This is a genomic window from Actimicrobium sp. GrIS 1.19 (assembly GCF_035984655.1).
Lineage (GTDB): Bacteria > Pseudomonadota > Gammaproteobacteria > Burkholderiales > Burkholderiaceae_D > Actimicrobium.
This window is the reverse complement of record NZ_JAXCHT010000010.1, coordinates 30,553-57,448: the sequence shown is the minus strand read 5'-3', so window position 1 is coordinate 57,448 and position 26,896 is coordinate 30,553. Positions and strand designations below refer to the sequence as shown.

Genomic DNA, 26,896 nt, shown 5'->3' with positions numbered 1-26,896 from the left:
GACCGATCAACCGACCCGCATGCCCGGCTCGGCGCCGGGCCATGGGGTGAGAATGTAGATCCCCGGCGTGGCCTTCTCGTCGGTGGCCGATGCGGCCAGCACCATGCCCTCCGAAATGCCGAACTTCATTTTGCGTGGCGCCAGATTGGCGACCATCAGCGTCAGCTTGCCAATCAGGTCGTCGGGTTGGTACATCGATTTGATGCCCGAGAACACATTGCGCAAGCGACCTTCGCCGACATCCAGCGTCAGCCGCAGCAGCTTGTCGGAGCCGTCGACATGCTCGCAATTGACGATGCGCGCAATGCGCAAATCAACCCTGGCGAAGTCGTCGATCTTGATTTCGTCGGCCAGTGGCGCGATGTGCTGCGCCGCTGGCGCCACCAGGACGGGCGCCTCGGTTGCGGCCGCGGCCGGTGCGGGTGCGTCGAATAGCGCATCCAGCATTTTTGGCTCAACCCGCTGCATCAGGTGCGCGAACGGCTTGACCTGATGCTGATGCGGCAGGGCGATGTCGATGTCCGACCACTGCAACGGTGCAATCGCCAGCATCGCTTCAACCTGCCCGGCCAGCGCTGGCAAGACCGGTTTCAGGTACAGCGTCAGAATCCGGAAGGCTTCCAGCAGGCGGCTGCAGACTTCCTGCAGGCGCGCGTCGTTGTCGGGGTTTTTCGCCAGTTCCCAAGGCTTGTTGGCATCGACGTAGGCATTGACCCGATCGGCCTGTTCCATGATCAGGCGCAGCGCCTTGCCGAATTCGCGACCTTCGTACAGCGCATGAATTTCGGTGCCGGCGTCGCGCAGGTTGAACAGGAAGGTATCGGAGCTGGTCGCCCAGTCGGTCACGACGCGGCCATCGAAGCGCTTGGCGATGAATCCGGCCGAGCGGCTGGCGATGTTGACGAACTTACCAATCAAATCACTGTTGACGCGGGCGATGAAGTCATCCGGATTGAAGTCCAGATCCTCGACCTTGGCGCTGAGCTTGGCGGCGATGTAATAGCGCAGCCATTCCGGATTCATGCCGATATCCAGATAGCGCAATGGCGAAATGCCGGTGCCGCGCGACTTGGACATTTTCTCGCCGCTGACCGTGATGAAGCCGTGCACAAACACATTGTTGGGCACCTTGCGTCCGGCGAAGTGCAGCATCGCAGGCCAGAACAGCGTGTGGAAATAGGTGATGTCCTTGCCGATGAAATGGTATTGCTCGGTGGTCGGATCGGCCATGAAGGCGTCGAAGTCGCGTCCGGTCTTGTCGAAATAATTTTTCAGCGAGGCCAGGTAACCGATTGGCGCGTCCAGCCAGACATAGAAATATTTGCCTGGCGCATCGGGGATCTCGATGCCGAAGTACGGTGCGTCGCGGCTGATGTCCCAGTCGCCCATGCCGCTTTCCTTGCCATCTTTGCCTTCGAGCCATTCGCGCGCCTTGTTGGCGACTTCGGGTTGCAGCCGTCCTGCGGTGAAGGCCCACTCGCGCAGGAATTCAACGCATTTGTGATCCGACAGCTTGAAGAAAAAGTGTTCCGACGACTTCATCACCGGCACCGCGCCGGACAACGCGGAATACGGATTGATCAGGTCGGTGGGTGCATACACGGCGCCGCAGACTTCGCAGGAATCGCCATACTGGTCCTTGGCGCCGCACTTCGGACATTCGCCCTTGATGTAGCGGTCGGCCAGGAACATTTGCTTGACCGGGTCGAAAAACTGCTCGATGGTCTTGGTGGTGATCAGTTGTGCATCGTCGCGCAGCTTGCGGTAGATCTCTTTGGAGAGCGCATGGTTTTCCGCGCCATCGGTCGAATGCCAGTTGTCAAAACCAATATGAAAGCCATCCAGGTGCTGCTTGCGTCCGGCCGCAATGCGGGCGACGAATTCCTGCGGCGTGACTTTGGCGTTTTCGGCCGCGATCATGATCGGCGCGCCATGCGCATCGTCGGCGCACACAAAATGCACTTCATTGCCCTGCATGCGTTGAAAGCGCACCCAGATATCGGCCTGGATGTACTCCATGATGTGGCCGATATGGAAGGCGGCATTGGCGTAGGGCAGTGCGGTGGTGACGAATAACTGGCGAGGCGAGAGGGTGCTCATGAATGATGCAATGGGTTTTGAGTAAAGACGTGATTCTAGCAGTGCCGCGCCATTTCCCGTCCCTGAGTTGCCGCGACCGGGTGACGCGGTAAAATGGGCCTTTACTTCAATGCGGCGTCGCCATCCGGCGCCGGTCCAGCTCGCCATGATTGTTCGCACCCGTTTTGCCCCCAGTCCAACCGGTTATCTCCACCTCGGCGGCGCCCGTACCGCGCTGTTTGCCTGGGCCTATGCCCGTCATTTTGGCGGCACCTTCATTCTGCGCATCGAAGACACTGACCTGGAGCGTTCCACGCCCGAAGCGGTGCAGGCGATCCTTGATGGCATGGCGTGGCTCGGACTGGCGCATGACGAAGGTCCGTTCTACCAGATGCAGCGGATGGATCGCTATCGTGAAGTGATCGCGCAAATGCTGGCTGCCGGCACCGCCTATCACTGTTATGCGTCACCGGACGAAGTCGAGGCCATGCGCGAGCGGCAACGCGCCGTGGGCGACAAACCGCGCTATGACGGTACGTGGCGGCCGGAGCCCGGCAAGACGCTGCCGCCCGTACCGGCGGATCGTCAACCCGTGGTGCGCTTTCGCAATCCGCTCGATGGCGAAGTCAGCTGGGTCGATCTGGTCAAGGGCGCGATCACCATTGGCAACCGCGAGATGGACGATTTGGTCATTGCGCGTCCGGATGGCACGCCGACCTATAATTTCTGCGTCGCCGTGGACGACTGGGACATGCAGATCACGCACGTGATTCGTGGTGATGATCATGTCAACAACACGCCGCGCCAGATCAACATCCTCAATGCACTCGGCGCGACACTGCCGGAATACGGCCATCTGCCGATGATCCTGGGTCCTGACGGCGAAAAGCTGTCGAAACGACATGGCGCCGTCAGCGTCATGGAATATCCGGCCCAGGGCTATCTGCGCGACGCGATGCTGAACTACCTGGCGCGCCTGGGCTGGAGCCATGGTGACGAAGAGATCTTTTCGATGGCGCAGTTCATCGCCTGGTTCGACCTCGATCACCTGTCGAAGTCGCCGGCGCAGTTCAATCCCGAGAAGCTGGCGTGGATCAACAACCACTACATCAAGCTGGCCGACAACGTTGCCCTGGCCGAACTCGCGAAGCCACTGATGCTGGAAGGCGGCGCGCAGTTCGAAGGCGCACCGCCGTTGCCCGACGCGATTGCACTGATGAAGGAACGCGCCCACACGATCAATGAACTGGCTGCCGCGACGCTGCTGTTTTATCGTCAGCCGGAGCTGGATGCTGCCTTGCTGATCCAGCATCTGACCGAGGCAGTCAGGCCGGCGCTGGCCGACTTTGCCGCGCGCTGCACCGATGTCAGCTGGGACAAAGCCGCCATCAGCGCGATGATCAAGGAAGTTCTGGTCCAGCATCAGCTGAAAATGCCGCAACTGGCGATGCCGTTGCGGTTGTTGCTGACCGGCCAATTGCAGACGCCAGCCATTGATGCAGTGATCACCCTGTTCGGCGCAACAACGGTACAGCAGCGATTGGCCCGCTTCCTTGATTAATTTCCAGAATAGGATTTACACAGGCGGAAACATTCGGCTATAATTTCGGTTCTGCGCTGGGGGTATAGCTCAGCTGGGAGAGCGCTTGCATGGCATGCAAGAGGTCATCGGTTCGATCCCGTTTACCTCCACCATTAAAACGCAGGACGCGCAGAAGTAAGTCAGGTCAGTATGGACAGTTTCTGTCCCCATCGTCTAGAGGCCTAGGACATCACCCTTTCACGGTGAGTACAGGGGTTCGAATCCCCTTGGGGACGCCAATTTAAAAACGCCACGTGAATCACGTGGCGTTTTTTTTCGCCTGTGCATCAAGGGGTCGCGCGCACTGCGCGCGCAGGGGATGCGAAGGGTTGGCCTTGCAAGGCGAACCGCGGCCCGCGGAACGTGGGCGAATCCCCTTGGGGACGCCAATTTAAAAACGCCACGTGATTCACGTGGCGTTTTTTTTCGCTGCAGAATTCAGCTGTTGCGCAAGCTATCCGGGCTGCTTTGCCATCAAATCCCTTTCTTCGTACACGGACAACCTTGCCCTCAGATTGGCATTCTCGATTTCCAGTTCGCGTGTCCGTACCGCAATCGCATTCAAATTTGTAGTGGCCTCAAGCATCTTTGATATCAGCGCCACCGTCTCCGGGTTCGTCCCCTTGCTCAGCGCCGATGCCAATATCGCTGTCCGCGGGGAGAGCGGCTCATTGGCCTGCACCCCTGCCGGGCTCATCGCGGATATATCTGACCCGGCTTTGCTCGAAGGTAGTTGTGCTGGCGCAATCAATACGTGCGACATCCATGTCACCAATGCTGAATTGTCATTGTGGTAACGACACTGATTGACCGCCGTCAGCAACGACGGCTCGATGTCACGCCTGGTCAGCGCGGACAAAATATGTTCGGCTGCCAGTCTCGCTTGCTCTTCCTGCCGCGAATAAGTGACCTGCGCCGGAAGCAGTCCGGCACGCACCCCCCTTTCCTTAATTTGCGGAAAACTGAGTGCTTTTTTGTGACCAGAGCGGGTCGGTCGGTCGAGCGAGTGGTGATATCGCCGGCGCATCCGCCATCAACGAAAACCGGAATGCCGGATCGTTCAGCGCAGCGACGACGGCGCTATCGACAAGCGTCATGAATCCTTCTTTTGACGGAAAGTTTTCGAGAAACCGTATCGCTTTATTGGTGTTCGATTGGTCAACCGTCGCGCCGACCATGCCGGCCACCGCGCCGACAGCGGCCCCTGCGAAGGGCAACGGAATCAGGCTGGCGCCTGTTTTTATCCGCGCAAGCTGTGGGGTGTCGGCGCGTGGAACATCGGGATTCGTCCGCACCTGATGCGCCGCGTAGATCTCATCGAGGCGAGCGGCAAGCGCGTAGCGAAATGACCGCAGGCCGTAGTTCTCATGGTTATCGTTCAGGAATCCCAAGCGCAGGTCTTGCGACGAATCCCGAACGATTCCGAGTTCGTCGGGGGCGGCGGATGGCACGGGACTCTCTGATTTTCCATTGTCGGCGTCGGACTTCTTGCTGTCGAATTGCTCCCGCTTGGCGCGATCGCGCGCGCTTCGGACTGGGGGCGTCAACTCTGCCTGGTATGGGGTCGGGGCCTCGGCAGGTGGGTTTGATGTGTCGATGACGTTCGCATTACGTCCACAAGGTCTCAAAAGACTAAACGGTGAACATCGTTGGGCAAGCGAGGGGATCATGTAAGAACCGAGGGTAATTGAGAGACTACTAGGTAACTTTTTGTAGCCCTCCGGTTCCACACAATTTCAAGAATGCATCGTTGCGCCGACGCGGGCTACAAATCCGTGCGCAACGCAAACAGTTCCGGAAACAGCACCACATCCAGCATCTTGCGCAGATAACTCACCCCGGCGGTGCCGCCAGTGCCGGTCTTGAAACCGATGATCCGCTCGACCGTCGTGACATGGCGGAAGCGCCAGAAACGAAACGCGGTTTCCAGATCGACCAGCTTTTCGGCCAGTTCATACAGTGCCCAATGCGCAGCCGGATCGCGATAGACGCCCAGCCAGGCGCGCTTGACGGAATCGTCGGCTTGCGTCGGCAGGGTCCAGTCGCGCGTTAGTCGTGCGGTATCGATGGCCAGTCCGCTGCGCGCCATCAACAGGATCGCTTCGTCGTAAATCGAGGGGGTGCGCAACGCGGCATCGAGGGCGGCGTGGGCCACCGGAAGGCTTTCGTGCACCTTCAGCAGCGTGGCGTTCTTGTTCCCCAGGATGAATTCGACTTCGCGATACTGATGCGACTGAAAGCCCGACGAGTTGCCCAGGAACGGCCGGATCGCGGTGTATTCCGGCGGCGTCATCGTCGCCAGCACATCCCATGCATGGACCAGTTGATCCATGATGCGCGCCACCCGCGCCAGCATCTTGAAGGCCGGTGGCAGCTCGCCCCGGTGCAGGTGGTCGCGCACGCCATGCAGTTCGTGCAGCATCAGCTTCATCCACAGTTCGCTGGTCTGATGCTGGATGATGAACAGCATTTCATTGTGATTGGGCGAGCGCGGATGCTGCGCCGACAGGATCTGGTCGAGCGCCAGATAGTCGCCGTAGCTCATCGATTCGGCAAAGTCGAGTTGCGCACCGTGCCAGGATTTGGGTGCATCGTTTTCAGTTGTCATGGCATCGCTATCAGGTGACGGCGTCGCGCGCGCCGGTGAGGTCATAGGCTTGTCGATCCAGCAGGTCGGCCAGGATGGCAACGGCATCCCAGACATCGACAAAGCGGGTGTACAGCGGCGTGAAGCCAAAGCGCATGATGTGCGGTTCGCGATAGTCACCGATTACGCCACGGGCAATCAGTGCTTGCATGACCGGGTAGCCGTGCGGATGTTCGAAGCTGACATGACTGCCGCGGCGCGCATGTTCGCGCGGTGTGACAAGGCGTAGCGGATGGGCGGCGCAGCGTGCTTCGACCAGCGCGATGAACAGGTCGGTCAGCGCCAGCGATTTGGTGCGGATCGCACCCATGGAGGTTTTGGCGAACACGTTCAGACCGCACTCCACCAGCGCCAGCGAGACCATCGGCTGGGTGCCGCACAAGGCGCGCCGGATGCCGTCGACGGGAACAAAGCCGGGCGCCATTGCAAACGGCGCCGCATGTCCCCACCAGCCTGTCAGCGGCTGCGCGAAGTCGGCCTGATGGCGCGGCGCGAGCCAGATGAAGGCTGGCGCGCCGGGCCCGCCATTAAGATATTTGTAGGTGCAGCCGACGGCAAAGTCGCAGTCGTCACGTTGCAGGTGGATCGGCAAGGCGCCCACCGAATGCGCCAGATCCCACACGGTCAGGGCGCCGCGCTGGTGTGCGATCCGATTGATGGTCGCCATGTCATGCAGACTGCCGCTGCGGTAGTTGACATGGGTAAGCATGACGACGGCGGTATCGGAATCGATGGCGGCGTCGAGCTGGTCGGGGCTGTCGATCAGGCGCAATTGATAGCCGCGATCCAGCCAGCTGGCCAGCCCTTCGGCGATATACAGGTCGGTTGGAAAATTGCTGCGCTCGCTGACAATGATGCGGCGCGCAGCGCTGGCCGGACGCTGTGCCTGGATGTGCAATGCACCTGCCAGCGCCTTGAACAAATTCATCGAGGTGGTATCGGTCACCACCACCTCGTCGGCGCCCGCCCCAATCAGCGGCGCCAGCAGGTCGCCGAGGCGGGTGGGCATCTCGAACCAGCCGGCCTTGTTCCAGCTGCGCACCAGACCGTCGCCCCATTCCTGCGCAATGACCTGCGCCGCGCGCGCGGCAGCGGCCTGCGGGCGTGCGCCGAGCGAGTTGCCATCGAGGTAGATCACGCCGTCAGGCAAGGCAAATTCATCGCGCAACGCGGCCAGCGGGTCGCTCTGGTCGAGTGCTGCGGCGGCACTTCTTGGCATCATGGTTTCGGTCATTTTCGGAGGATCGCGCGCACCGGGCTGGCATCGAGGCCGGTCAGTTTCAGCGGCAGCGCAATCAGTTCATAGTCGCCATCGGGCACATCGTCGAGGACGATGCCTTCGAGGATGGCCATCCGGTGTGTGCGCACCGCGTGGTGCGCGTCGAGGGTCTTGGATTCCTGCGGATCGAGCGACGGTGAATCGATGCCGATCAGTTGCACGCCATGGGCAGCAAGCAGATTGATGGTGTCGCTGGCGACGCTCGGAAACGCGGCATCCCAGTGCTGCTGCGGCGCCGTTGCATAGGTGTGCAGCAGTACCCTTGCCGGCACGCCGTCGAGCGCATGCCGCACATGCTGCGGCTGCACCACGGTTACGCCGAGGCAGCTGATCACCCGGCATGGTCCGAGATATACATCCAGCGCCACCGCGTCGATCGCAGCGCCAGCGGCATCGTAATGCGACGGGGCGTCGCGGTGGGCGCCGGTGTGGGTCGACAGCGTAATGCGGCTGACCTTGACCGGGCAGCCGTCGGCAATCTCCCACGTCGTCGCAGCCTGGAAGTCGGTGTCACCCGGCCAGACCGGCGTATCGGCCGACAGGGCCGGACTGATGTCCCACAATGTTGGTGCTGTCATCGTGGCGCTCGCATCAGCTGACGGTGTGCGAGCCGGGCGCAGTGCGGAACATGTTGCGACCCGCCGCCTTGGCTTCGTACAGCGCTTCATCGGCGCGCCGCAGCAGCGCGGCACCGTCGTTTTCGTTGTCGTGACCCAGCGCGATGCCGATGCTGGTGCTGACCTTGCGCCGGATGCCGAGGATGTCGAAGTCCGTCGCCATCGCGTCGATGATCTTGGCGGCGACGGTGGCGCTCTCCTCGGGCAGGTGCAGCCCCTCAAGAATGATCACGAATTCGTCACCGGCCAGCCGCGACACCGTGTCGGTCTTGCGCACCGATGCCAGCAGACGGCGGCCAAATTCGCGCAGCACTTCATCACCGCCCTGATGACCCAGGGTGTCGTTGATGCTCTTGAAGTGATCGATGTCGAGGAACATCAGCGCCATCACCTGCTTGCTGCGGCGGCTGCGCGCCATCGCGGCGGCGAGTTTTTCATCGAACTGGTTGCGGTTGGGCAGGCCGGTCAGATTGTCGAAGCGGGCCAGGATGCGCAGCTGGTTTTCCACCTGCTTGAGTTTGGTGATGTCCTGCACCATTGAATAAAATCCGGTGACGGCGCCGCCGGCATCCAGATCGGGCAAATAATCGTGCAGAAAATACCGTCCGGCCGGTCCGCTGGTCTGTTGCTCAAAACTGACCCGTTCGCCACGCAGCACCAGTTCGATGTAACCGGCCGCCTCCGCATACGCGGCTTCGCCCATGACGTGTCGCACTGTCTGGCCGAGCACCTGGTCGGACGGCAGGTGGAGGATGGTCTCGTAATAGTCGTTGCAGAAACGGTAGCGCTGCTCGGTGTCGATATACGCGATCAGCGCCGGCATGTTGTCGGTGATCATGCGCAGCCGCATTTCGCTGCGGGCGAACGTGTGCTGGGCGCGCTTGAGTTCAGTGATGTCTTCGGCCAGGGAAATAAATCCGGCGACGCTGCCGTCGTCAGCCCGCTCCGGCACGTAACTCACGCGTTCCCAGCGCACCTGGCCGCCGTGCGTGACGAGCCGTTCGAAATTGGTGGCCTGGCCCCCCAGCGCTTCTGCGATATAGGGCGCACTTTGGGCGTAGACATCGTCGCCCAGCAGCGCCTTCACATTGAGCTTGCCAAGATGTTCGGGGGCGACCCCGTAGGCTTGTTCATAGCGGCGATTGGCAAAGACGACTTGCTCTCCTGCATCGACATACGCAACCAGCGCCGGGATGTTGTCGGCAATCAGTCGCAGCCGCGCCTGGCTGGATTGATAACGATGGTCGGCCGACATGCGCTCCTGCAGCAACACGTCGAAGGCGCGCGACAGGTTGCCGATTTCGTCGCCACCCTGGGACTGCGCGGCGGCACCCGTACTGTCGCGTTGCATGCGTTGCAGCAGCAGCTGGAGCGGGGCGATCTGATGGTGAATCGTTCGCCAGGCCAGCGTGCCGAACAGGCCCGCCAGGAGCAGCGCCGCGACCAGCGTCGCCAGCGCGAGACCGGAAAGTTCGCCGGTCGGCAATGCAGTGATGTGCGGTCCGACCAGCACCAGCGTCATCGTCGCTGCCAGCACCGTGGTGAGCAGGATGAGAATGCTGACGGTCAGCGCGACGCGGGTCTTGAGGTTGGAAATAAACGGAAAGCGCATGCCTGTTGGTCTCGTGCGTGTGGTCGGAACGTTTCTGCGTCGTTGAGCCGCGCAGTCATTGGCACCTTACCATCACATTTGCTTGAACAGATGCACAAAACTGCGGCTGACTTCCAGTTTATCCGGTTGCCCTTTGATCAGTACCAGATGGCGACCACGCAGGTCGCGCGCAACCCCGTCGATCGCATGCACATTGACCAGCGTCGAACGATGGATTTGCCAGAACAGTTCCGGATCGAGTTCGACGGCAAGATCGCGTACCGGCTTGCGAATCAGTGCTTCATAGCGCGCGGTTTGCACCCGGGTGTACTTTTCATCGGACTGAAAGAACAGGATTTCTTCGACCGGAATCAGACGCAGCTCCTGGCCGATCGAGGCCTGGATCCATTGCAGCCAGGCTGGCTTTACGGCCAGTCCCATCTGCTTGGCAAGTTGCGCCAGCATACCGCCGAGTTCCGGCGGCGGGGTGCTGATGCGGGCTTTCAGGCGTTCGACCGTCAAGCGCAGGCGTTCCGTCTCGGCCGGCTTGAGCAGGTAATCGACTGCGCCGCGCTCGAAGGCCTCGACCGCGTACTGGTCGTAGGCGGTAATAAAGACAATATGGCTGCTGTTGCCAATGGCTTGTGCGGCATCAAGACCATTCTTGCCCGGCATGCGAATATCGAGAAACGTGAAGTCGGGCCGGTGCGCCTGCACCAGGGCAATGGCTTCCTCGCCATTTTTTGCCTCGCCGATGATGTCCAGTTCGGGCCAGGCCTCTTGCAGCCGCAGGCGCAGCTGGTCACGCATCAGTCGTTCATCGTCGGCCAGGATCGCAGTGGGCATCAGCGGGTCTTTTCAGGTTAGCGGGCAAGTTGATAAGGGACTTCAATGGTTGCCAGCACGCCGCTGGGCTTGTTGGGGGCGATGATCAGCTCACCAGCGCCACCGTGCAGCAGCTTGAGCCGTTCGCGAATATTTTGCAAGCCGAGTCCGGTGCCGTCGCTGGGCACCGCACCAAAGCCCATGCCGGTGTCGGCGACGGTGACGCGCAGCTTGTTGTCGGCGATTTCGGCAGACAAGGTCAGGCTGCCGCCTTCCGGCTTGCACTCAAGGCCGTGCTTGATGGCATTCTCGACCAGCGATTGCAACATCATCGGCGGAAAGGCGGCGCTGCGCAGGCCATCGGGAATCCGGCAATCGACGATCAGGCGTTCTTCCATGCGCATCTTGAGCAGGTCGAGATAGGCCCGCACCATGTCGACTTCGCGACCCAGGTTGGTGATTGGTGCGTTTTCGCGCATTTGCGGCAGCACAGCGCGCAAATACTGGATCAGGCTGCGCTGCATCCTCGACGCGCGTGGCGGATCGGTTTCGATCAGGTATTCCACCGAGGCCAGCGTGTTGAACAGAAAGTGCGGCTCGACCTGCGCCTGCATCATCTGCATTTTTGCCTCGGTGACCTGGCGCTGCATTGCCTCCCGTTCGGCAATCGTGTTGGCCGCCGCGGCTTCGGCCTCGGCGCGCTTCTTGCCACCCACCAGCGCCTTGGTGCCAAACAAGCCGAGCACCAGCAGCAGGACGAAATTCATGAACCATTCCGATGATTTTTCGCGGTAGGTTTCCACCTTCTGTGCGGCGGCGTCGTCGACGGCTTCGCTGATCGCATCCTGCACTTCCTTTCCCACGCCCGGTGGCAGGGTGATGTGCACCTCGTCATTTTTCAACGTCGCGGTCGGTCCCTGAGTAACCGGGTGCGGTGGCGCCGGCACCGGCGGCGTTGGCGGCGTCGGCGTCGCGGGATCTGCCTCGTCCGGAGCGGGCACGCTGCCGGATTTGTTTTTCCGTATGTGAATGCCGCTCTGGTCAATCTGGACTTCGGTATCGTTGTCGCCGAGCGCTCGCGACTTGTTGCGCGCGTGCCGGCTGCCACTGTCGTCGGAGACAACCCGGGTGTGCGACGACGAGAACAGCATCGATTGCGTGATGCCGCCGGCTGCCAGCATCAGTATCGCGAACAGGAAGAACTTCCACCACGAAAGTTGCGTGACCCAGGTTGCGGTTGCGTCAAACGCGCGCTTGAGTGACTCGGGCAGCGTGGTCAGGAACTGGATGGCCGTCGGACGAAAATTGGAAGTCATGGGTTCGCTTGTATGGGTAATGCTTCGATGAATCGGGGATAGTTTAACGTGTAAGCGGCGTTGAAAATCGCTGTTGCGGGGCAACCACCAGCGATATCGAGGAAACGGCTTCGGCCATCGGAGCAAACGCGTTTGATGGCGTACTGCTCCGTACCCGCCGCCCGGTCAGGCAGGCCTGGCCGTTCCTAACCTTTACCACCGGTTTTTCCAGCGGCAACGGGTTTGTGCTCCATGCGCTCGTTGCGGGCGAGCAGCGTTTTTTCGACCGGACTGAGGCGTTTGCCGACGACGATGACGGGTTGCAGCACAATGACCCGCTCCGTCGCTACCGGCGCTATTGGCGCAGGGTCTGCTGCCAGAGCAGCGTTGGCGGCCAACAGGCCGAACGTGGCGAAAATCAGGGTGGTGAGCGTGTTCATTTGGCGTCCTTTGAAAGGTGCGTTGCGATGATCACACTGTAGACATCACGGCATTGACTCGCCATGCCTGTGCGACAGGCCGCACATCGACAGGAATGGATGTCCAAAAATGCAGGTTGAACGGGGATTGGCGCCGACGCTTGTCGGCCTGTTTATGTCCGGAAGATGGCGCGGCGCTTGGCCTGCAAACGTCGCGATCTGGTCTGCATGCGCGCCTGCGCAGGGTTCTGCGCAGCCACGTGAAAGCGTATTGCCCGCAATTCACGGCGCCGGCCCAATCCATCGGGCAGGCGACGCGACGTCTGGTGATGGAGCGTGTGCCTTAAGCGAGGGACGCTGCCATTGGTTCGTCGGCCCTCACGTCGTTTGACTGTTTTGCCTTGCGCGAGGCAACCTGCTTGGCACGGGCGCTTGAAGGAGGAAGCCTGCGGAGTGTTTTCAGCGCCTCCGGATCCTTGATGCCAATCGAACGTTGGTCGACGGTGATCAAACCGATCTCATTGAATGCCGATAGTGTGCGACTGACAGTTTCAAGTGTTAATCCGAGGTAGCTGCCAATTTCGTGTCGGGTCATGCGCAGGTTGAACAGTTTGCTGGAATAGCCCATTTCGGCATACCGGTCCGACAGTGACACGAGAAAGCGCGCGACACGCGCCTCGGCACTGAGTGCGCCAAGCATGCTGATCATTGACTGTTCACGTACCAGTTCGCGGCTCATCACACTGTAGATTGCGTGCTCGAAATCAATGTGGATACGGCCGAGGGCGGACAGTTTCTTGAACGGCAGCAGGATCAGGTCGCAATTCGACAATGCCACTGCCTCGGAAGCGTAGCGGCGAGAATGAATACCGTCGACGCCGAAGAGATCGCCTTTCATTGGGAAACTGAGTACCTGTTCGTTGCCGAATTCGTCGATCAGCACGGTTTTCAGGAACCCGGAATGGACGATATACAGCGCGTCGAAAGGTTGCCCAATGGTGTGTATCCGCTGCCCCGTCTTGAATTGTACGTGTTGAAACAGAAGCTCTTCATCAGCAATCAGCGAGGCCGAGGCTGGCGACATGCGCAGGACTTCGCAGAGTTCCTTGACGTTGGACCAAAGTTTTCCCTGTCGCTGCCATCCTGTTTCAATTGGTGAAGACGGTACTGAAAAAGAGGGTCGTTCGGGTCGGACTGTCGATATTTGCGTGGACAACATAACCAGCTCCTATTCCAAATTAAGGCGAACTTCATTCGTGCGACAGGTGGTGCTGTCGGCGTGGTGTGACACAGGTCCGCGAAGCAACCTGGTGATTTCCTGGAAATCACAAGCCACGGTGTGCAGACGGGCGAATGCCTGTCTGAGGTTTTTTCCGGCGCGGCGGCGAGAGACGCTGGGTCAGCCTGATATCGCCAAACTTACCGACGGCCGGGCTGACACAGGGGCACGGCATCATTGACGTATTTCGCGTTGTCGCCAGGGCTTGTATGCCCTGTGGGCGTGGCACGGTTTCTTTCTGTTTCCAATAAACGGGTGTCAACTGGGTTGCAACTGCTTCAAGAGCGTCGCAACGAAATATCCAAGGCGCTTTTACCGCGTGAACCGGAAGGTCTACATTTGGTAAATGTCTGTTACAAGTTGAAATTATGGCAAGCGGCGAAGCCGAATGCTATCGGTGTGCGCTGAATAGAAACGTAGGTGTTGGTGTCGCTGACTAGGAAAATTCCTACGCGTCGTGGCCGTCTGGCGCGCGCCTGCAAAGGGGTGTTTTGCGCCCGACCGTGCTAGATCCTGAACGGCGCCACCAGTTTGTGGGCGACGGCGTACTGGACCAGTTCGGCCAGCGAATTCATGTGCATCTTGAACAGAATTCGGGTCTTGTGGGTGCTGACAGTTTTCGCACTCAGGTGCAGCAGATCGGCGATTTCGGTGATTGTCTTTCCGTTGACCAGCAGGCCGAACACCTCGAATTCGCGGTCCGACAGTTTTTTATGCGGCGAGTCTTCATTGTTGGGCATCGCATCCATCGCCAGTTGTTCGGCGACACTGGTACTGATGTAGGGCCGGCCGGAGGCAACCTTGCGAATCGCGCTCAAAAGCTGCGTGCCGGCGCTTTCCTTGGTCAGGTAACCGCGCGCGCCGGCGCGAATGGCACGGATGGCATATTGTTCCTCTTCGTGCATGGTCAGAATCAGAATCGGCAGCCGGGGCGACTCGTGCTTGATCTGCCGAATCAGTTCGACGCCGCTGCGCCCCGGCATCGACAGGTCGAGCATCAGCATGTCGAACCCACCCTTGCGGACCAGCGCGAGGACTTCGAAACCGTCGACGGCCTCTCCCACCACTTCAATATCGTCACTACCTTCGAGTATGCGTTTGAGTCCTTCACGCATGATGGTGTGGTCATCGGCAATTACCAGTCTGATCATGGGTCGCAAGGGTAAGGGGCTACGGGCTGTCGATCGGAAGCGAGGCATGGATTGCCATGCCTTGTGCGTCGATGTTGGTCATGCCGATCGAGCCGCCGAGCGCATAGACACGCTCCTGCATCGCGATCAGGCCATAACATCCGGGCTTGCTGATGCTGCCGTGGGCAATGCCAACGCCGTCGTCCTGAATCAGGACATCGAGTGATTTTTCATGTTGCCACAGGAATATCCTGACGCAAGACGCGCCGGCATGACGCTCGACATTCAGGAGACTCTCCTGGACCAGGCGAAAAATCGCCGACTCGGTCAGGTCGCCAAAATTGACCCCGCGTGTCTGGTTCTTGAAGCAGCAGCGAATACCGGTTTTTTTTTGAAACTCATCGGCCACCCATTGCACTGCAGCGACCAGGCCGAAATCATCCAGCAGGGGTGGCCGGAGGGTGGAGGCAATGCTCCTGGTTCTGGCGATGATGCGGTCGAGTGCATCCTGCATCTGGGCGATGCAACGCACGGCTGTGTTTTGTTCCGGTTGCAGCTGGTTGCGCAGCCAGTCCATGTCAAGCTTGAGCACGCTCAGACTCTGGCCCAGGTCGTCGTACAGTACCCGCGCGAAGCGCCGCTTCTCGTCCTCATGGGCGCGCTGCGAACAGGCGGCGCGACGACGGAATTCGGAATGGGCGGTGTGCAGTTTGTGGTGGCTTGCGGGTTGCAGGAACAGCTCGCGCAGGATGATGGCAAAAAATTTTTCGCCGCGCACCGTGACACGGGATATCGACGCTTCGAACGGGAATTCCTCTCCGCTTTGACGCATTCGTGTCGAGTCAAAGCGGATCTGCAAGCGGCGGCCTGCCAGGCGCGGGACCATCAGGCGCCCGAGCGCGGCCTGATGCTCGGCGCGCAGGCGCGCCGGCAGCAGGCGTTCCACCGGCTGCCCAAGCAGGTCAGCCGCGCTGTGACCGAACAGGCGCGCGGCCTCGGCATTGACCAGTACGGCGCGCTGCGACGCGTCCATGACGATGACGCCGTCCATCGACGACTGCAGGATCGCCGATAGCCAGGGCCCCACCCGTTCCGCCGGAAAACGACTTGCCGCGCAGACGAATTCCGGGACGCTGGTGGGCTGGTCTTGCGGGTAGTAGCGCATTGCCGTTGGCTTTCGAATGTGAGGTGAAGGCGTTGCCGTACCCGTTCAGCAAGCTGCAGGCACGGGCCGTTCGTCGGGCACAAATGCGCACGCGGGATCGATGAAATTGATGGTCCGGTCACGAAACATAACCGAGAGGGTTTTGCGTTTGTTGATATTCCACAAGGCCCGCTGGTGATGCGATGCGGGCGTTGTGTTGGCGCGACTTTTTCCTCCATGAGTCAAACGGAGTCGCTGGGCGCTGTCGTTGGGTGGTCAGCCGGCGTTGCCCGGATCGGGATCGAGATTTGAATCGTCGTGCCGTTGCCGGGTGCGCTGCGGATCTGCATCGCACCCTGCAGGGCACTAACCCGTTCGCGCATGCCAACCAGACCGGAACAGCCCGGATTGTCAGCGGCGTCGACGGCGATGCCCTGACCATCGTCGGCAATCGACAAATGCAACGCATCGTCCTGCAAGCGCAGTTGCAGCTCAACCGTGGCGGCTACAGCGTGCTTGGCGATATTGTTGAGTGCCTCCTGCGCCATCCGGTACACCGGCGTGGCGATTTCATCGGGCAGCTCGGTCGGTGTGGCGGGCAGATGCAGGTTGACCGCAACCTGATGGCGCCGGGAATGACCGTCGGCGAGCAGCTCCAGGGCCTTGAACAAGCCGTGCTGCGCGATGATCTGGGGAGGCAGATCGGTCATGATGCGCCGCACCGAGACGACCATTGCATTGATCAGGCCATCGATGCCGTCGAGCTGGCGGGCCAGATTTGCATCGACTTGCTCGAGCCGGGTTTGCAGCGAGATCACATCCATTTTCATGGCGGTGAGGAGTTGCCCGAAGTCGTCATGCATTTCACGCGCCAGACGTTTTTGTTGCTCTTCGCGGGCCCGGTCCAGGCGCATGATGCGGCTGTGCAGTTGGCGCCTCGCCTCGCCCAGCACGGAGTGAACCGGTTGCCAGCGTTGCCCTGGTGGTTGGCCGCAACGGCTTCTACCGGCGCTGCTTGCGCCGTCCGGTGTTGTCGCCAACGCGGAGGGTTCGTCATCACCGTTGAGCTCGGTAAACAGGATGGTGTAGGTCACGGTGTCGCGGTTGCCGCTCCTGAATGCGGTTGCGGAAAACGGGAAGCGTTCACCGTTGCTGCGTACGGCAAAACCACCCTGGTGGCGATCAATGCGGAACAGGTCGATGGGGGTGTGGCAACGGGCTTTGAGTAGCGTGCGGCGGGCGCGATGCAGGCGTTGCGGCAGGAAATGCGATAGCCGCATGCCGATCGCCGTTGCGGCGCTGGTGCGAAACAGGCGTTCTGCGCCAGGGTTGAAGTCGAGGATGCGCTGCCTGCGATCGACCACGACAATGGCATCGGTGGCGAGATGCACCAGCGCCGCGAAGCGTGCCTCGCTGTACTTGAGCGCGCGCCCATTGTTCTGCGCCGCGCGTCCGGCGGCATTGCGGTGGCGTTTGGCATGCCAACTGCACAGGTACAACAGGAGACTGGCAATGGGGCAGCCGAGGACCAGCAGCAAGTCAATTGCCGCTGGCCGCGCCGCAGTGCTGCCCCGCAGGAGAGCGAGCGGATTGAGTTCAATGGAGGGTACGCGCAGCAGAAAATGCACGGTGACGGCGATGCCCGATGCCATCAGCAACCAGGCCGCGCCGGTCGCAAGCCGATGAACAAGCGTCGGGCTGGCAACGTTTTCACGCTGATGTCGAGAAGCGGATACCGGTCGCATTTGTCAGAAATGAGTGGTCGGAGTGGTGTGCGCCGGGCCGATGCACAGCATGTCGGCGGGCAACGCATGACTGCCAGTTCGCCATATCAGGCAATCAGACTGGCGTTCGGAAAGATCGCGAAGATAGTATCAAAGGTGTTGATTTGCAGGATGCGTTGCTGCGCCCTTTGATGCAGGTGCATGCCCATGTATTGAGCGGACGCAAAATATCGGAAGATATACGTGCAGCATCTTGCGATAATCGGGTAATGCCACGCCGGCGTGCAACCGGCGCGGCGCACATTACGCTTACTGCATGAACCAGCCATGACTGACCACGACCGATTGACCGGTCAGTGCGTTGGTCGGGAACGAGGCAAGGAACACTGCCGTTCGCGCGACATCTTCAGTCGTCGTGAATTCGCCATCGACGGTGTCCTTGAGCATGACGGTCTTGATGACATCGGCCTCGCTGATACCCAGTTCCTTGGCCTGCTCGGGAATCTGCTTGTCGACCAGCGGCGTGCGTACGAAGCCCGGGCAAATGACATTGGAGCGGATATTGTGCTTCACGCCTTCCTTGGCGACCACCTTGGCCAGACCGATCAGGCCATGCTTGGCAGCGACATACGGCGCTTTCAGCGGCGACGCTTCGTGCGAATGCACCGAGCCCATGAAGATTACCGAGCCGCCCTTGCCACCGCCGATCATCGCGCGCATGCAGGCGCGGGTGGTCAGAAACGCGCCATCGAGATGGATCGCCAGCATTTTTTTCCACTTGTCGAGCGACAGGTCGACAATCGGGCTGATGATCTGGATGCCGGCGTTGCTGATGAGGATATCGACGCCACCCCAGGCCGCGACCACGTCTGCGACACCCTTGTCGACCTGCTCTTCGCTGGTGACATCCATGGCCACGCCCATGGCTTGCCCGCCGGCCTTGACGATCTCGGCAGCGGTTGCCTGTGCTGCTTCCAGTTGCAGATCGGCGATCACTACGCGGGCGCCTTCCTTGGCGTATTCGAAGGCGATTTCCTTGCCGATGCCACTGGCCGAACCGGTGATTACCGCAACTTTGTCTTTGAGTAACATGGGCGTTCCTTTATTTGCGTGGATGTGGCAACCCTGACGGTAAGGGGTTGCAAGAGATTGACTGGGCCGTGCCGGGCAGGCCGGCTGGAGGGAGAACTATACCGTACTCGGCAGACGTCGCGTTTGGCGCCCCGGAGCGGTACTGTTAGACTTTGCAGACGTTTTTCGACGGCGCCGGATTTTCGTTGAAACCATTCAATTCACTGATTGAACACCCCCATGCAAATTCAGCTCGGCGACATCAGCCATATCATCCAGCTCGCGATCGCTCCGGTATTTCTGCTCACCGGTGTCGGCACCAATCTGATGGTGCTGACCAACCGGCTGGCGCGCATCATCGATCGCGCACGGGTGCTGGAAGACCGGATTCACAAAGCCGGCCGGGCCGATCCGTTTGACAGCGAAGAAATCAACGTACTGTATCGGCGCGGCCATTTGATCAATCGCGCCATCACACTCAGTACCCTGTGCGCACTGCTGGTCTGCCTGGTGATTGCTGCGCTGTTCATTGGCGATGCCTTTGATCTCAATCTGGGTGGTTTCATCGGCAGCCTGTTCGTGCTGGCGATGCTGTCATTGATAGGCAGCCTGTTCTTCTTCATGCGCGAGATCTTCATTGCCACGCGCACGCTGACGTTGCGCAGGGTGCATCCGCCGCTTCCGTGATTGGTCGTGGGCATGTGGTAAACCGCAATTGCGCAGCGTGCCCGGACGGCACAGACTGTGGCCAGTTACGACAATGTCAACTGGAGCCCCCATGACGCGCCCACCGTTCTACAAATCGCTGTATCTGCAAGTGCTGTGCGCCATTGTGCTGGGGGTGTTGCTTGGGCACTTCTATCCCGAGGCCGGCGCAGCCATGAAGCCCCTTGGAGATGGCTTCATCAGGCTCATCAAGATGATCATCGCGCCGATCATTTTCTGTACGGTGGTCATTGGCATCGCCGGCATGGAAGACATGAAAAAGGTCGGCAAGACGGGCGGGCTGGCGCTACTGTATTTTGAAATTGTCAGTACGCTGGCTTTGTTTGTCGGCCTGGTTCTGGTCAACGTGCTGCAGCCGGGCGCCGGCATGAACATCGATCCGAGCACCCTCGATGCCAAGAGCATTGCCGCCTACACCGGGCCCGGCAAAATGCAGACCACCGTTGAATTTCTGATGAACATCATCCCGGTCAGCGTGGTCGATGCGTTTGCCAAGGGCGAGATCCTGCAGGTGCTGCTGTTCTCGATGCTGTTTGGCTTTGCACTGCACCGCTTTGGTGGACGTGGCACGCTGGTGTTTGACGGCATCGAAAAAATCTCGCACGTGCTGTTTGGCATCGTTGGCATCATTATGAAGCTGGCGCCGATCGGTGCGTTTGGCGCGATGTCATTCACCATCGGAAAATATGGGGTCGGGTCACTGCTGTCGCTGGGCAAGCTGATGGGTACGTTTTACGGCACCTGCCTGATCTTCATCTTCGTTGTTCTTGGTACGATTGCGCGGGCGCACGGTTTCAGCATCTGGAAATTCGTCAAGTACATCAAGGAAGAACTGTTCATCGTGCTCGGCACCTCGTCGTCCGAATCGGTCCTGCCGCGCATCATGGTCAAGATGGAAAATCTGGGCGTCAAGAAATCGGTGGTCGGGCTGGTGATTCCTACCGGGTACTCGTTCAATCTGGACGGGACTGCCATCTATCTCACGATGGCCGCGGTGTTCATTGCGCAGGCGACCAACACGCCGATGTCACTGACGCAGCAGATTACGTTGCTGGCGGTGCTGTTGCTGACGTCGAAGGGCGCAGCCGGAATTACCGGCAGCGGTTTCATCGTGCTGGCGGCGACGCTCTCGGCCGTCGGTGGCATCCCGGTGGCCGGGCTGGCGCTGATTCTGGGGATTGACCGGTTCATGTCCGAAGCGCGGGCGCTGACCAATCTGATCGGCAACGGCGTGGCCACCGTGGTGGTCGCCAAATGGACCGGCGACGTCGACATGGCCCGCCTGACCCAGACCCTGGATCATCCCGACGCGATCGCGCTGGACGAGCCGGAAGTCCTGGCCGAACAGACGCATGGCGTGCCGCAGGCGCCAATTTAATCCAGCAAGCGACGCGACCGCGCAACGCCATTCGATACAGTCATGGAGGCTGTGGCATCATGGGTGGTCCCTATGCCATCGAGTCAGGTTGAGTCATGACTGTTGCACCGCATTTGCGTGAAGCGGCCGCCGCGCCGCCCGAACCACTCCCCGATCCTGCTTTTTTCAATGGCGCGGCGCGCGCCGGCCAGTCGGCCTGCCCACGCATCGTCATCGTTGGCGGCGGCGCCGGCGGGCTTGAGCTGGCCACCCGGCTGGGCGACCGGTTCGGTCGCCGCGGTCGCGCCAGCATCGTGCTGGTTGATCGCGCTCCGTCGCATTTATGGACGCCGCTGCTGCATGAAGTCGCTGCCGGCAGCATGGATGCCAATACCCATTCGACCGACTATGTGGCGCAGGCGCGCTGGCATCATTTCGAGTTCCAGCAAGGCGAACTGTGCGGGCTGGACCGCAGCGCCCGGCAGGTCAGCATCAAGGCCGTGGTCGACGAAGACGGCGAAGAGGTGTTGCCGCCACGCGCCCTGGCCTACGACACACTGGTGCTGGCAATCGGCAGCATGACCAATTTTTTTGGCGTGCCGGGCGCCGAACAGCATGCCATGTCGCTGGACGCCGTCAGCCAGGCGGAACGCTTCCGCCGGCGTCTCATTTCCGCCTGCATGCGCGCCCAGACCCGCCTTGACAAGGCCCCCGGCGAACGTGCGCGGGTGGACGTCGTCATCATCGGCGCCGGCGCCACCGGGGTTGAGCTGTCGGCCGAACTGCGCAATACGGCCAAGGTGTTCGGCGCCTACGGTTTGCATCGGCTGGATGGCCAGAATGATGTCAGGCTGACGATCGTCGAAGCCGGACCGCGCATTCTGGCGCCGTTGCCGGAACGGGTTGCGCTCGGCACCGCCAAATTGCTCGACGAACTCAATATCCTGGTGCTCACCGATGAGCGTGTCACCCGCATCGAACCGCACGCCGTCCTGACGGCCAGCGGCAAGAATCTGCGTGCCGATCTGATTGTCTGGGCCGCCGGCATCAAGGTCGCGCCGGTGCTCGGCGAGATCGGACTGCCCGTCAATAAGATCGGCCAGGTGCCGGTGCGGCAAACGCTGCAAACCGAAATCGACGACAACATTTTTGCGCTTGGCGATTGCGCCAGTTGCCCGTGGCCCGAACATAACGCGACCGTGCCGCCGCGCGCCCAGGCGGCGCACCAGCAAGCCAATTTCCTGTTCGATGCAATCGGCCGCAGGATCGATGGCAAGGCCTTGCCCGCGTTCCGGTTCCGGGATCAGGGCTCGCTGGTGTCGCTGGGACGCTTCAATACCATTGGCAATCTGATGGGCCGGCTGACTGGTCGTACCCTGCTGATCGAAGGATTGCTGGCACGTTTGCTGTATGTCAGCCTGTATCGCGCGCATCTGGTGACCCTGCACGGGTTCCTGCGCACGGTGCTAGATACGATGGCGCAGTGGCTGCGCGGCAAGACGGTGCCGCGCATCAAGCTGCACTGAGCTTAGCTTTTTCGGGTCGCAAAGAACCGCATCATCTCGCGGGTCGCCTGCGGACCGCGATCATCGGTGTAGGAACCCTTGTTGCTGCCGCCCGACCACGCGTGTCCGGCGCCGTGGATCAGCCATTGTTCCGCCACCGGGTCACCGTGCCGATTGTGATGCAGCGTGCGCGTGTAGTGGTGGCCGCCTGGCACATTCCCGCTTTCGATCAGGGCAACGCTGTCGGCGCCGACATGCTGCGCGATCAGTTGCTCGCCATTGCGCGGGTGGACCGTCTTGTCGCTGTCGCCATGAAAGACAATGATCGGCATCGTGCCCGAGCCGGTGGCCGAACGGCGTTCCTTCATGCCGGCGCGCATGGCCTGCAATGCGCTCGCCAGGTCCGTGGCGGCGCCAGCCGGCAGGCCGGAGTGAATGCCGACGGCGGCATACAGATCAGGGTAGGAATTGCCCATGATCGCCGCCATCGCACCACCCGCGGAAAGTCCGGCGACATACACCCGTTGCGGATCGATGTTGTATTTGGCGATCACCGTGCGGGTCATGTCGGCAATGATCGACGGCTCGCCCTGTTCGCGTTGCTGGTCGATCGAATTGAACCAGTTCCAGCAGCGTGAGCTGTTGGCCGCCTGGGACTGCGCCGGGTACAGCACCAGGCAGGGCGTCAGCTCGGCCTGTGCATTCATTTCGGTGCCGGCGGCAAAATCATCCGGATCCTGGGTGCAGCCATGCAGCATCACCACCAGTGGCAACGCCTTGCCCGTCCAGGCGGCAGGGACATTGAGCTTGTATTTGCGCGTGCCGGCCGCGTTGGTCAGTGAATCGGACAGGAATTGCCCGGGCACGATCGGCGAGACGTCGTCGCGCCGGACGGCTTCTTCGAGCGGATTGCGGATGCCAAAGGTCTCGAGCATGTCGGCCACGAAATCAGGAACCACTGCGGCGGGCGACGCTGTCGCGGCGGGTGCCGCGTCGCGATGCTGTGGGCGATCGGCAGGCGGTGGATTGATGTCTTTCATCGCCGGGTTTTCCGGCGCTTGCGGCAAGCCGCCGGGTAAAACACGTTGCAACAGACGGGTGATCGCATTGTTGGCGTCACGTTGTTTGCCGGACTGCAAAAGGCTGGTCGCCTTTCGCATCACATCAAGCATGTCGTCGTTGAATTTCATGGGGTAGTCCTTTCCAGGGTGCTGCGTTATTGGATGCGGTCGGCCAAGGCCCGCTTGACGTCGTCGCTGGCATGCAAGGCACCCAGCACGACGATGGATTCGATCGACGCCAACGCCAGCTCGGCGCTGACATCGCTGGCAATGCTTGCCAGTCCCAGTATCTGAATTTGCAGTTTTTGCCCGGCCGCCTGGGCCGCCTCCAGGTCACTGCGGGAATAGTGATGCAGTCCGAGCACCAGGCTTTTGCGCGCCACGGTCTGGCGCATTACGTCCGCATGGGTGGCCAACTGGTTGCGAATGGCGGTGCGGATCAGGTCGGTGCGATTGGAATAAAACCCCTCCTGAACCAGCAAATCAATCTGGCCCAGATCGATCATTCCCAGATTGATCGTGATCTTTTCGCTCTCGGCAATGCGGGATGTGGATCGGGGTGGCGGGGTTACTGCGCGCATGGGGTTGTCCTTTTGGTTTAGTCTCGCTGGATAGCAATTTGCCATCTCTGTACCATCTGCAAACCATCTGCATGGATGGAAGTATAAGGGCTTCAGGCGCAGAGTCAAGGCTGGATTCGACTTGCGCTGGTTTTGGTGGAAAGTCGCGCGACGCTCCTTGAATCGTTGCCGTACTGCCTCATCTGCGATGCTTGCGCAGTCTGCGCGCCATTGAGCCAGTATCGGATCGCCATGTTGTCTGTCATTTCCCTGTTGCTGCATCTGTATGTCGGCGCACGTTTGTTGCCGTCCCTGGCGGGCTGGCCGGTGGCCATGGTGACGCTGCTGGCGGCGCTGCTGGCGTCGGCCTGGCTGATGCCGATGGGAATCGGGCTGGCCACGCGTTTTCGTCCGGCCCGGCCGCGCGGCGCCGCCCACCCGCTGATCCTGCTGGGCTGGCTGGCGATGGGATTGTTTTCATCGCTGCTGGTACTGACGCTTGCGCGCGATGTGTTGCTGTTGGCTGTCGTTGCCGTCAATGCAGTGCGAACCGGGCTCACCGACAGCGCTGCACTGCGCGATTACAGCGCGCTGGCAGTCTGGATGACGAGTCTGGCGATGACGGTGCTGGGTTTTGTCGGTGCGCGCCGGACCGCCACGGTGGTCCGCGTCGATGTTCCGATTGCCGGGTTGCCGCCGGCGCTGCAGGGTTTTCTGATCGCGCAGATCAGCGATATCCACGTCGGCCCGACGATCCGCGGTGCGTATCTGGAACGTATCGTTGCGGCCGTCAATGCACAGGCTGCCGATATGGTGGCCATCACCGGCGATCTGGTCGATGGCAGCGTGGCGGAGCTGGCCGGCCAGGTTGCCTCGCTGGCGCAACTGCGTTCGCGCCATGGCAGTTTTTTCGTCACCGGCAATCATGAATACTATTCCGGCGCCGCGGCCTGGGTCAGCGAGCTGCGGCGCTTGGGTGTAACCGTGTTGATGAACGAGCACGTGATGCTGGCACACGGTGCGGCACAAGCGCTGGTGGGTGGCGTGACCGATTTCAGCGCCGGGCATTTCGATCCGCTGCAGTCCAGCGACCCGCAGCGCGCGATCGCCGGCGCACCGGCAGAGGCCGGGGTGCGCATCCTGCTGGCGCATCAGCCACGCAGCGCAACGGCCGCCGCCGCGGCCGGCTTCGATCTGCAATTGTCGGGTCATACCCATGGCGGCCAGTTCTTGCCGTGGAATTTTTTCGTGCGGCTGCAGCAACCATTCGTCGCTGGCCTGCACCGCTTGCAGCAGCTATGGGTGTACACCAGCCGTGGCACCGGGTACTGGGGGCCGCCAAAACGCTTCGGCGCGCCGTCGGAAATTACCTTGCTGCGCCTGACGGCGGCGTGATCGGTTTGCATCGGTCGCGGCACTGCGCATTCATGGCGTGGGCGCAATCGGCAGACGTCGATGGTGCTGAAAGAACGCACACATCATGCGGCTGGCGTCCGGGCCCTTGCGTTCATTGAAGCGGTAGCCCGGATCGCCACCGCTCCAGGCATGGCTCAGGCGCGAAATTTCGCACACCCGCAGCATCACTTTTCGGCCAACCCGGTAATCGCGCGTATCGAATGCATGCGCGGCATGCGCGCTGCGACCGGCCGGACGGAAGGTGGCAGGCTGGCGGTTCGCGCTGGTCAAGCCGTTGAGTTCGCAGAATTGTTGTTCAAGCTGATGCAAATTGACGGGTCGCACCACGGCATCGTGCTGCCCCTGGATCAGAATCGCCGGCATCGGCGGAAAGCGCTCGCCGCTCGCCTCGGTGAACTGGCGCATTGCAGTGGCTGCCATCGCCAGACTGCCCAGCTGCATTACGCCGTAGCCGCCGACGCTGCTGGTTGCGGCGCCAAACACCGGTCCGGAGTGCAGCCCGACGGCTGCAATCATTTGCGGGTGACGCAACGCGACGATCTGCGCCATCGCGGCGCCCGCCGACATGCCACCGAGGTAGACCCGGCTCGGGTCGAACGGATGTTGTGCCAATACCTGTGCAATGATGGCCGCGATCGACTTGACTTCCCCTTCGCCCTGCTGGATTTCCTTGCGATACCAGGGCCAGCAGCGATTGCGCTGCGCCCGCGCTGATTGTTGCGGGTAGAGCACCCCGAAGCCTTTTTGTTCGGCCAATTGATTCATGCGCGTGCCGTGGGCAAACTCAAGGGCAGTCTGATCGCAGCCATGCAGCATGACCACCAGCGGGGTGCCCTGTTCGATCAGCACGGACGGCCGGTACAGCCAGTACTCCATGCGCTTGCCGGGCGTGCTTAACGTTGCCCGGCTCCAGGCCGGCAAGGCGGCGGCTTTTGCCGCGACCGGCTTGCGTGCGACTCTGGCCGGTTTGGGCGGGGCCAGCAAATTCTTGATCAGCTTGCGCGTGGTGGTCTTCTGGACGTTTCCCAGTTGCTTCACGCCACGCAGCCACAGTTTTTTAAAACTCTTGAGCATGATTGGATGGATTGAAAAAGGCGCGGGCCATGGTCGGATCAGGCATCCGGGGCGCACTGGCCGGCTAGTGCGCGACGAGCGGTCTTAACTTAATCGATCTGCCGGCGTGGCTCGGTTCTGTAGCGTACATAACCCCCGAGCGCTGGCGTCATGGCGGTGTGACAGGCGCCGGGTCGACGGAGATGGCGATGGGATCGCTGGCGGGAAAGGTCATCGCGACCGCCTCGTCGAGTCGATGTTCCAGCGCATCCTGCGTGGCGGTTTCAGTGTCGGCGGGCTCCTCCTTGGGCAAGTCTGCCACCGGGTCGCTGGCGGGAAAACTGTTGCCAAGGGCCTGGTCAAGGTGATGCTCGGCGCGGGCGACGGCATCGTGGTCGATTTCCACCTCGGGCGTGACGATGGGCGGAAGACGATCAATGTTGCGTTCAGTCCGGCTTGATTTGCTCATGCGATTCCTCTTTGGTGATGGAAGCGATGGTTGGGCACCGGAACCGGGTGGGAGTTCATCAACAATT

At 60.9% G+C, this 26,896-nt stretch carries 24 protein-coding genes and 2 tRNA genes; 7 read left to right on the top strand and 19 right to left on the bottom strand.

The features are described from left to right. Nucleotides 1–6: 6 nt before the first annotated feature. Nucleotides 7–2,100, bottom strand: a complete 2,094-nt coding sequence (metG, locus tag RCH09_RS09235) for a methionine--tRNA ligase (RefSeq protein ID WP_326940783.1) — start codon at nucleotides 2,098–2,100, stop codon at nucleotides 7–9. Nucleotides 2,101–2,209: 109 nt separating this feature from the next. On the opposite strand from metG, the gene gltX reads away from it, so the two are divergent. The 3 genes from gltX (at nucleotide 2,210) to RCH09_RS09220 (ending at nucleotide 3,900) form a co-directional block, all read left to right on the top strand. Next, nucleotides 2,210–3,640, top strand: coding sequence for a glutamate--tRNA ligase (gene gltX / locus RCH09_RS09230; RefSeq protein WP_442785021.1), 1,431 nt, complete (start codon nucleotides 2,210–2,212; stop codon nucleotides 3,638–3,640). 58 nt (nucleotides 3,641–3,698) lie between these two features. After that, nucleotides 3,699–3,774: transfer RNA gene (locus RCH09_RS09225), tRNA-Ala, on the top strand. A gap of 50 nt (nucleotides 3,775–3,824) precedes the next feature. Continuing rightward, a tRNA-Glu gene (locus RCH09_RS09220) sits at nucleotides 3,825–3,900 on the top strand. Nucleotides 3,901–4,115: 215 nt separating this feature from the next. Here RCH09_RS09220 and RCH09_RS09215 read toward each other — a convergent pair. From RCH09_RS09215 to RCH09_RS09150, 14 genes are all read right to left on the bottom strand, one after another. Then, complete coding sequence (locus RCH09_RS09215) at nucleotides 4,116–4,598, bottom strand: hypothetical protein (protein ID WP_326940781.1); 483 nt, start codon at nucleotides 4,596–4,598, stop codon at nucleotides 4,116–4,118. A 10-nt stretch (nucleotides 4,599–4,608) separates the two neighbouring features. After that, the gene (locus tag RCH09_RS09210; protein ID WP_326940780.1) at nucleotides 4,609–5,208 is read right to left on the bottom strand and encodes a hypothetical protein; all 600 of its coding nucleotides are present in this window, start codon (nucleotides 5,206–5,208) and stop codon (nucleotides 4,609–4,611) included. A gap of 218 nt (nucleotides 5,209–5,426) precedes the next feature. Continuing rightward, the gene (kynA, locus tag RCH09_RS09205; RefSeq protein ID WP_326940779.1) at nucleotides 5,427–6,269 is read right to left on the bottom strand and encodes a tryptophan 2,3-dioxygenase; all 843 of its coding nucleotides are present in this window, start codon (nucleotides 6,267–6,269) and stop codon (nucleotides 5,427–5,429) included. A 10-nt stretch (nucleotides 6,270–6,279) separates the two neighbouring features. Next, the gene (gene kynU, locus RCH09_RS09200; protein ID WP_326940778.1) at nucleotides 6,280–7,542 is read right to left on the bottom strand and encodes a kynureninase; all 1,263 of its coding nucleotides are present in this window, start codon (nucleotides 7,540–7,542) and stop codon (nucleotides 6,280–6,282) included. After that, the gene (gene kynB, locus RCH09_RS09195; RefSeq protein ID WP_326940777.1) at nucleotides 7,539–8,165 is read right to left on the bottom strand and encodes an arylformamidase; all 627 of its coding nucleotides are present in this window, start codon (nucleotides 8,163–8,165) and stop codon (nucleotides 7,539–7,541) included. The genes kynU and kynB overlap by 4 nt, the downstream gene beginning before the upstream one ends. Nucleotides 8,166–8,178: 13 nt before the next feature. Further along, nucleotides 8,179–9,816: a diguanylate cyclase domain-containing protein gene (locus tag RCH09_RS09190; protein ID WP_326940776.1), complete on the bottom strand. Its 1,638-nt coding sequence runs from the start codon at nucleotides 9,814–9,816 to the stop codon at nucleotides 8,179–8,181. A 72-nt stretch (nucleotides 9,817–9,888) separates the two neighbouring features. Then, nucleotides 9,889–10,641: a LytR/AlgR family response regulator transcription factor gene (locus RCH09_RS09185; protein WP_326940775.1), complete on the bottom strand. Its 753-nt coding sequence runs from the start codon at nucleotides 10,639–10,641 to the stop codon at nucleotides 9,889–9,891. A gap of 17 nt (nucleotides 10,642–10,658) precedes the next feature. After that, on the bottom strand, nucleotides 10,659–11,936 hold the full coding sequence (locus RCH09_RS09180) for a sensor histidine kinase (RefSeq protein WP_326940774.1): 1,278 nt from the start codon (nucleotides 11,934–11,936) through the stop codon (nucleotides 10,659–10,661). 185 nt (nucleotides 11,937–12,121) lie between these two features. Continuing rightward, on the bottom strand, nucleotides 12,122–12,355 hold the full coding sequence (locus RCH09_RS09175) for a hypothetical protein (RefSeq protein WP_326940773.1): 234 nt from the start codon (nucleotides 12,353–12,355) through the stop codon (nucleotides 12,122–12,124). A gap of 322 nt (nucleotides 12,356–12,677) precedes the next feature. Continuing rightward, on the bottom strand, nucleotides 12,678–13,487 hold the full coding sequence (locus tag RCH09_RS09170) for a Crp/Fnr family transcriptional regulator (RefSeq protein WP_326940842.1): 810 nt from the start codon (nucleotides 13,485–13,487) through the stop codon (nucleotides 12,678–12,680). Between the two features lie 632 nt (nucleotides 13,488–14,119). Then, nucleotides 14,120–14,764: a response regulator transcription factor gene (locus tag RCH09_RS09165; RefSeq protein WP_326940772.1), complete on the bottom strand. Its 645-nt coding sequence runs from the start codon at nucleotides 14,762–14,764 to the stop codon at nucleotides 14,120–14,122. A 19-nt stretch (nucleotides 14,765–14,783) separates the two neighbouring features. Then, entirely contained in the window at nucleotides 14,784–15,908 is a 1,125-nt protein-coding gene (locus tag RCH09_RS09160; protein WP_326940771.1) for a PAS domain-containing sensor histidine kinase, read from the bottom strand. Between the two features lie 221 nt (nucleotides 15,909–16,129). Then, nucleotides 16,130–17,632, bottom strand: coding sequence for a PAS domain-containing sensor histidine kinase (locus RCH09_RS09155; protein WP_326940770.1), 1,503 nt, complete (start codon nucleotides 17,630–17,632; stop codon nucleotides 16,130–16,132). Between the two features lie 288 nt (nucleotides 17,633–17,920). Next, nucleotides 17,921–18,703, bottom strand: a complete 783-nt coding sequence (locus tag RCH09_RS09150) for a 3-hydroxybutyrate dehydrogenase (RefSeq protein WP_326940769.1) — start codon at nucleotides 18,701–18,703, stop codon at nucleotides 17,921–17,923. A gap of 219 nt (nucleotides 18,704–18,922) precedes the next feature. On the opposite strand from RCH09_RS09150, the gene RCH09_RS09145 reads away from it, so the two are divergent. From RCH09_RS09145 to RCH09_RS09135, 3 genes are all read left to right on the top strand, one after another. Further along, nucleotides 18,923–19,369, top strand: coding sequence for a DUF2721 domain-containing protein (locus RCH09_RS09145; protein WP_326940768.1), 447 nt, complete (start codon nucleotides 18,923–18,925; stop codon nucleotides 19,367–19,369). A 91-nt stretch (nucleotides 19,370–19,460) separates the two neighbouring features. Beyond that, nucleotides 19,461–20,786 carry a dicarboxylate/amino acid:cation symporter gene (locus RCH09_RS09140; RefSeq protein WP_326940767.1) on the top strand — a complete coding sequence of 442 codons (1,326 nt, stop codon included), beginning with the start codon at nucleotides 19,461–19,463 and terminating at the stop codon, nucleotides 20,784–20,786. A 95-nt stretch (nucleotides 20,787–20,881) separates the two neighbouring features. Continuing rightward, a complete protein-coding gene (locus RCH09_RS09135; protein WP_326940766.1) occupies nucleotides 20,882–22,291 on the top strand; it encodes an NAD(P)/FAD-dependent oxidoreductase in 1,410 nt (469 codons plus the stop codon). A 2-nt stretch (nucleotides 22,292–22,293) separates the two neighbouring features. Here RCH09_RS09135 and RCH09_RS09130 read toward each other — a convergent pair whose 3' ends face one another. Both RCH09_RS09130 and RCH09_RS09125 read right to left on the bottom strand, forming a co-directional pair. Beyond that, nucleotides 22,294–23,460 carry an extracellular catalytic domain type 1 short-chain-length polyhydroxyalkanoate depolymerase gene (locus RCH09_RS09130; RefSeq protein ID WP_326940765.1) on the bottom strand — a complete coding sequence of 389 codons (1,167 nt, stop codon included), beginning with the start codon at nucleotides 23,458–23,460 and terminating at the stop codon, nucleotides 22,294–22,296. Nucleotides 23,461–23,486: 26 nt separating this feature from the next. Further along, a complete protein-coding gene (locus RCH09_RS09125; protein ID WP_326940764.1) occupies nucleotides 23,487–23,912 on the bottom strand; it encodes a CopG family transcriptional regulator in 426 nt (141 codons plus the stop codon). A 231-nt stretch (nucleotides 23,913–24,143) separates the two neighbouring features. On the opposite strand from RCH09_RS09125, the gene RCH09_RS09120 reads away from it, so the two are divergent. Continuing rightward, nucleotides 24,144–25,286: a metallophosphoesterase gene (locus RCH09_RS09120; RefSeq protein WP_326940763.1), complete on the top strand. Its 1,143-nt coding sequence runs from the start codon at nucleotides 24,144–24,146 to the stop codon at nucleotides 25,284–25,286. A gap of 30 nt (nucleotides 25,287–25,316) precedes the next feature. Here the strand turns inward: RCH09_RS09120 and RCH09_RS09115 are convergent, their stop codons facing one another. Further along, the gene (locus tag RCH09_RS09115) at nucleotides 25,317–26,381 is read right to left on the bottom strand and encodes an extracellular catalytic domain type 1 short-chain-length polyhydroxyalkanoate depolymerase (protein ID WP_326940762.1); all 1,065 of its coding nucleotides are present in this window, start codon (nucleotides 26,379–26,381) and stop codon (nucleotides 25,317–25,319) included. Nucleotides 26,382–26,529: 148 nt separating this feature from the next. Continuing rightward, complete coding sequence (locus RCH09_RS09110) at nucleotides 26,530–26,829, bottom strand: hypothetical protein (protein WP_326940761.1); 300 nt, start codon at nucleotides 26,827–26,829, stop codon at nucleotides 26,530–26,532. Between the last annotated feature and the right edge of the window lie 67 nt (nucleotides 26,830–26,896).

Coding starts and splice junctions, on each gene's coding strand:
- RCH09_RS09145 (WP_326940768.1), top strand. CDS start 18,923: ATGCAAATTCAGCTCGGCGACATCAGCCATATCATCCAGCTCGCGATC.
- metG (WP_326940783.1), bottom strand. CDS start 2,100: ATGAGCACCCTCTCGCCTCGCCAGTTATTCGTCACCACCGCACTGCCC.
- RCH09_RS09130 (WP_326940765.1), bottom strand. CDS start 23,460: ATGAAATTCAACGACGACATGCTTGATGTGATGCGAAAGGCGACCAGC.
- kynB (WP_326940777.1), bottom strand. CDS start 8,165: ATGACAGCACCAACATTGTGGGACATCAGTCCGGCCCTGTCGGCCGAT.
- RCH09_RS09185 (WP_326940775.1), bottom strand. CDS start 10,641: ATGCCCACTGCGATCCTGGCCGACGATGAACGACTGATGCGTGACCAG.
- kynU (WP_326940778.1), bottom strand. CDS start 7,542: ATGACCGAAACCATGATGCCAAGAAGTGCCGCCGCAGCACTCGACCAG.
- RCH09_RS09175 (WP_326940773.1), bottom strand. CDS start 12,355: ATGAACACGCTCACCACCCTGATTTTCGCCACGTTCGGCCTGTTGGCC.
- RCH09_RS09120 (WP_326940763.1), top strand. CDS start 24,144: ATGTTGTCTGTCATTTCCCTGTTGCTGCATCTGTATGTCGGCGCACGT.
- RCH09_RS09155 (WP_326940770.1), bottom strand. CDS start 17,632: ATGCGACCGGTATCCGCTTCTCGACATCAGCGTGAAAACGTTGCCAGC.
- RCH09_RS09160 (WP_326940771.1), bottom strand. CDS start 15,908: ATGCGCTACTACCCGCAAGACCAGCCCACCAGCGTCCCGGAATTCGTC.
- RCH09_RS09150 (WP_326940769.1), bottom strand. CDS start 18,703: ATGTTACTCAAAGACAAAGTTGCGGTAATCACCGGTTCGGCCAGTGGC.
- RCH09_RS09135 (WP_326940766.1), top strand. CDS start 20,882: ATGACTGTTGCACCGCATTTGCGTGAAGCGGCCGCCGCGCCGCCCGAA.
- kynA (WP_326940779.1), bottom strand. CDS start 6,269: ATGACAACTGAAAACGATGCACCCAAATCCTGGCACGGTGCGCAACTC.
- RCH09_RS09165 (WP_326940772.1), bottom strand. CDS start 14,764: ATGATCAGACTGGTAATTGCCGATGACCACACCATCATGCGTGAAGGA.
- RCH09_RS09140 (WP_326940767.1), top strand. CDS start 19,461: ATGACGCGCCCACCGTTCTACAAATCGCTGTATCTGCAAGTGCTGTGC.
- RCH09_RS09110 (WP_326940761.1), bottom strand. CDS start 26,829: ATGAGCAAATCAAGCCGGACTGAACGCAACATTGATCGTCTTCCGCCC.
- RCH09_RS09180 (WP_326940774.1), bottom strand. CDS start 11,936: ATGACTTCCAATTTTCGTCCGACGGCCATCCAGTTCCTGACCACGCTG.
- RCH09_RS09125 (WP_326940764.1), bottom strand. CDS start 23,912: ATGCGCGCAGTAACCCCGCCACCCCGATCCACATCCCGCATTGCCGAG.
- RCH09_RS09190 (WP_326940776.1), bottom strand. CDS start 9,816: ATGCGCTTTCCGTTTATTTCCAACCTCAAGACCCGCGTCGCGCTGACC.
- gltX (WP_442785021.1), top strand. CDS start 2,210: ATGCGGCGTCGCCATCCGGCGCCGGTCCAGCTCGCCATGATTGTTCGC.
- RCH09_RS09115 (WP_326940762.1), bottom strand. CDS start 26,381: ATGCTCAAGAGTTTTAAAAAACTGTGGCTGCGTGGCGTGAAGCAACTG.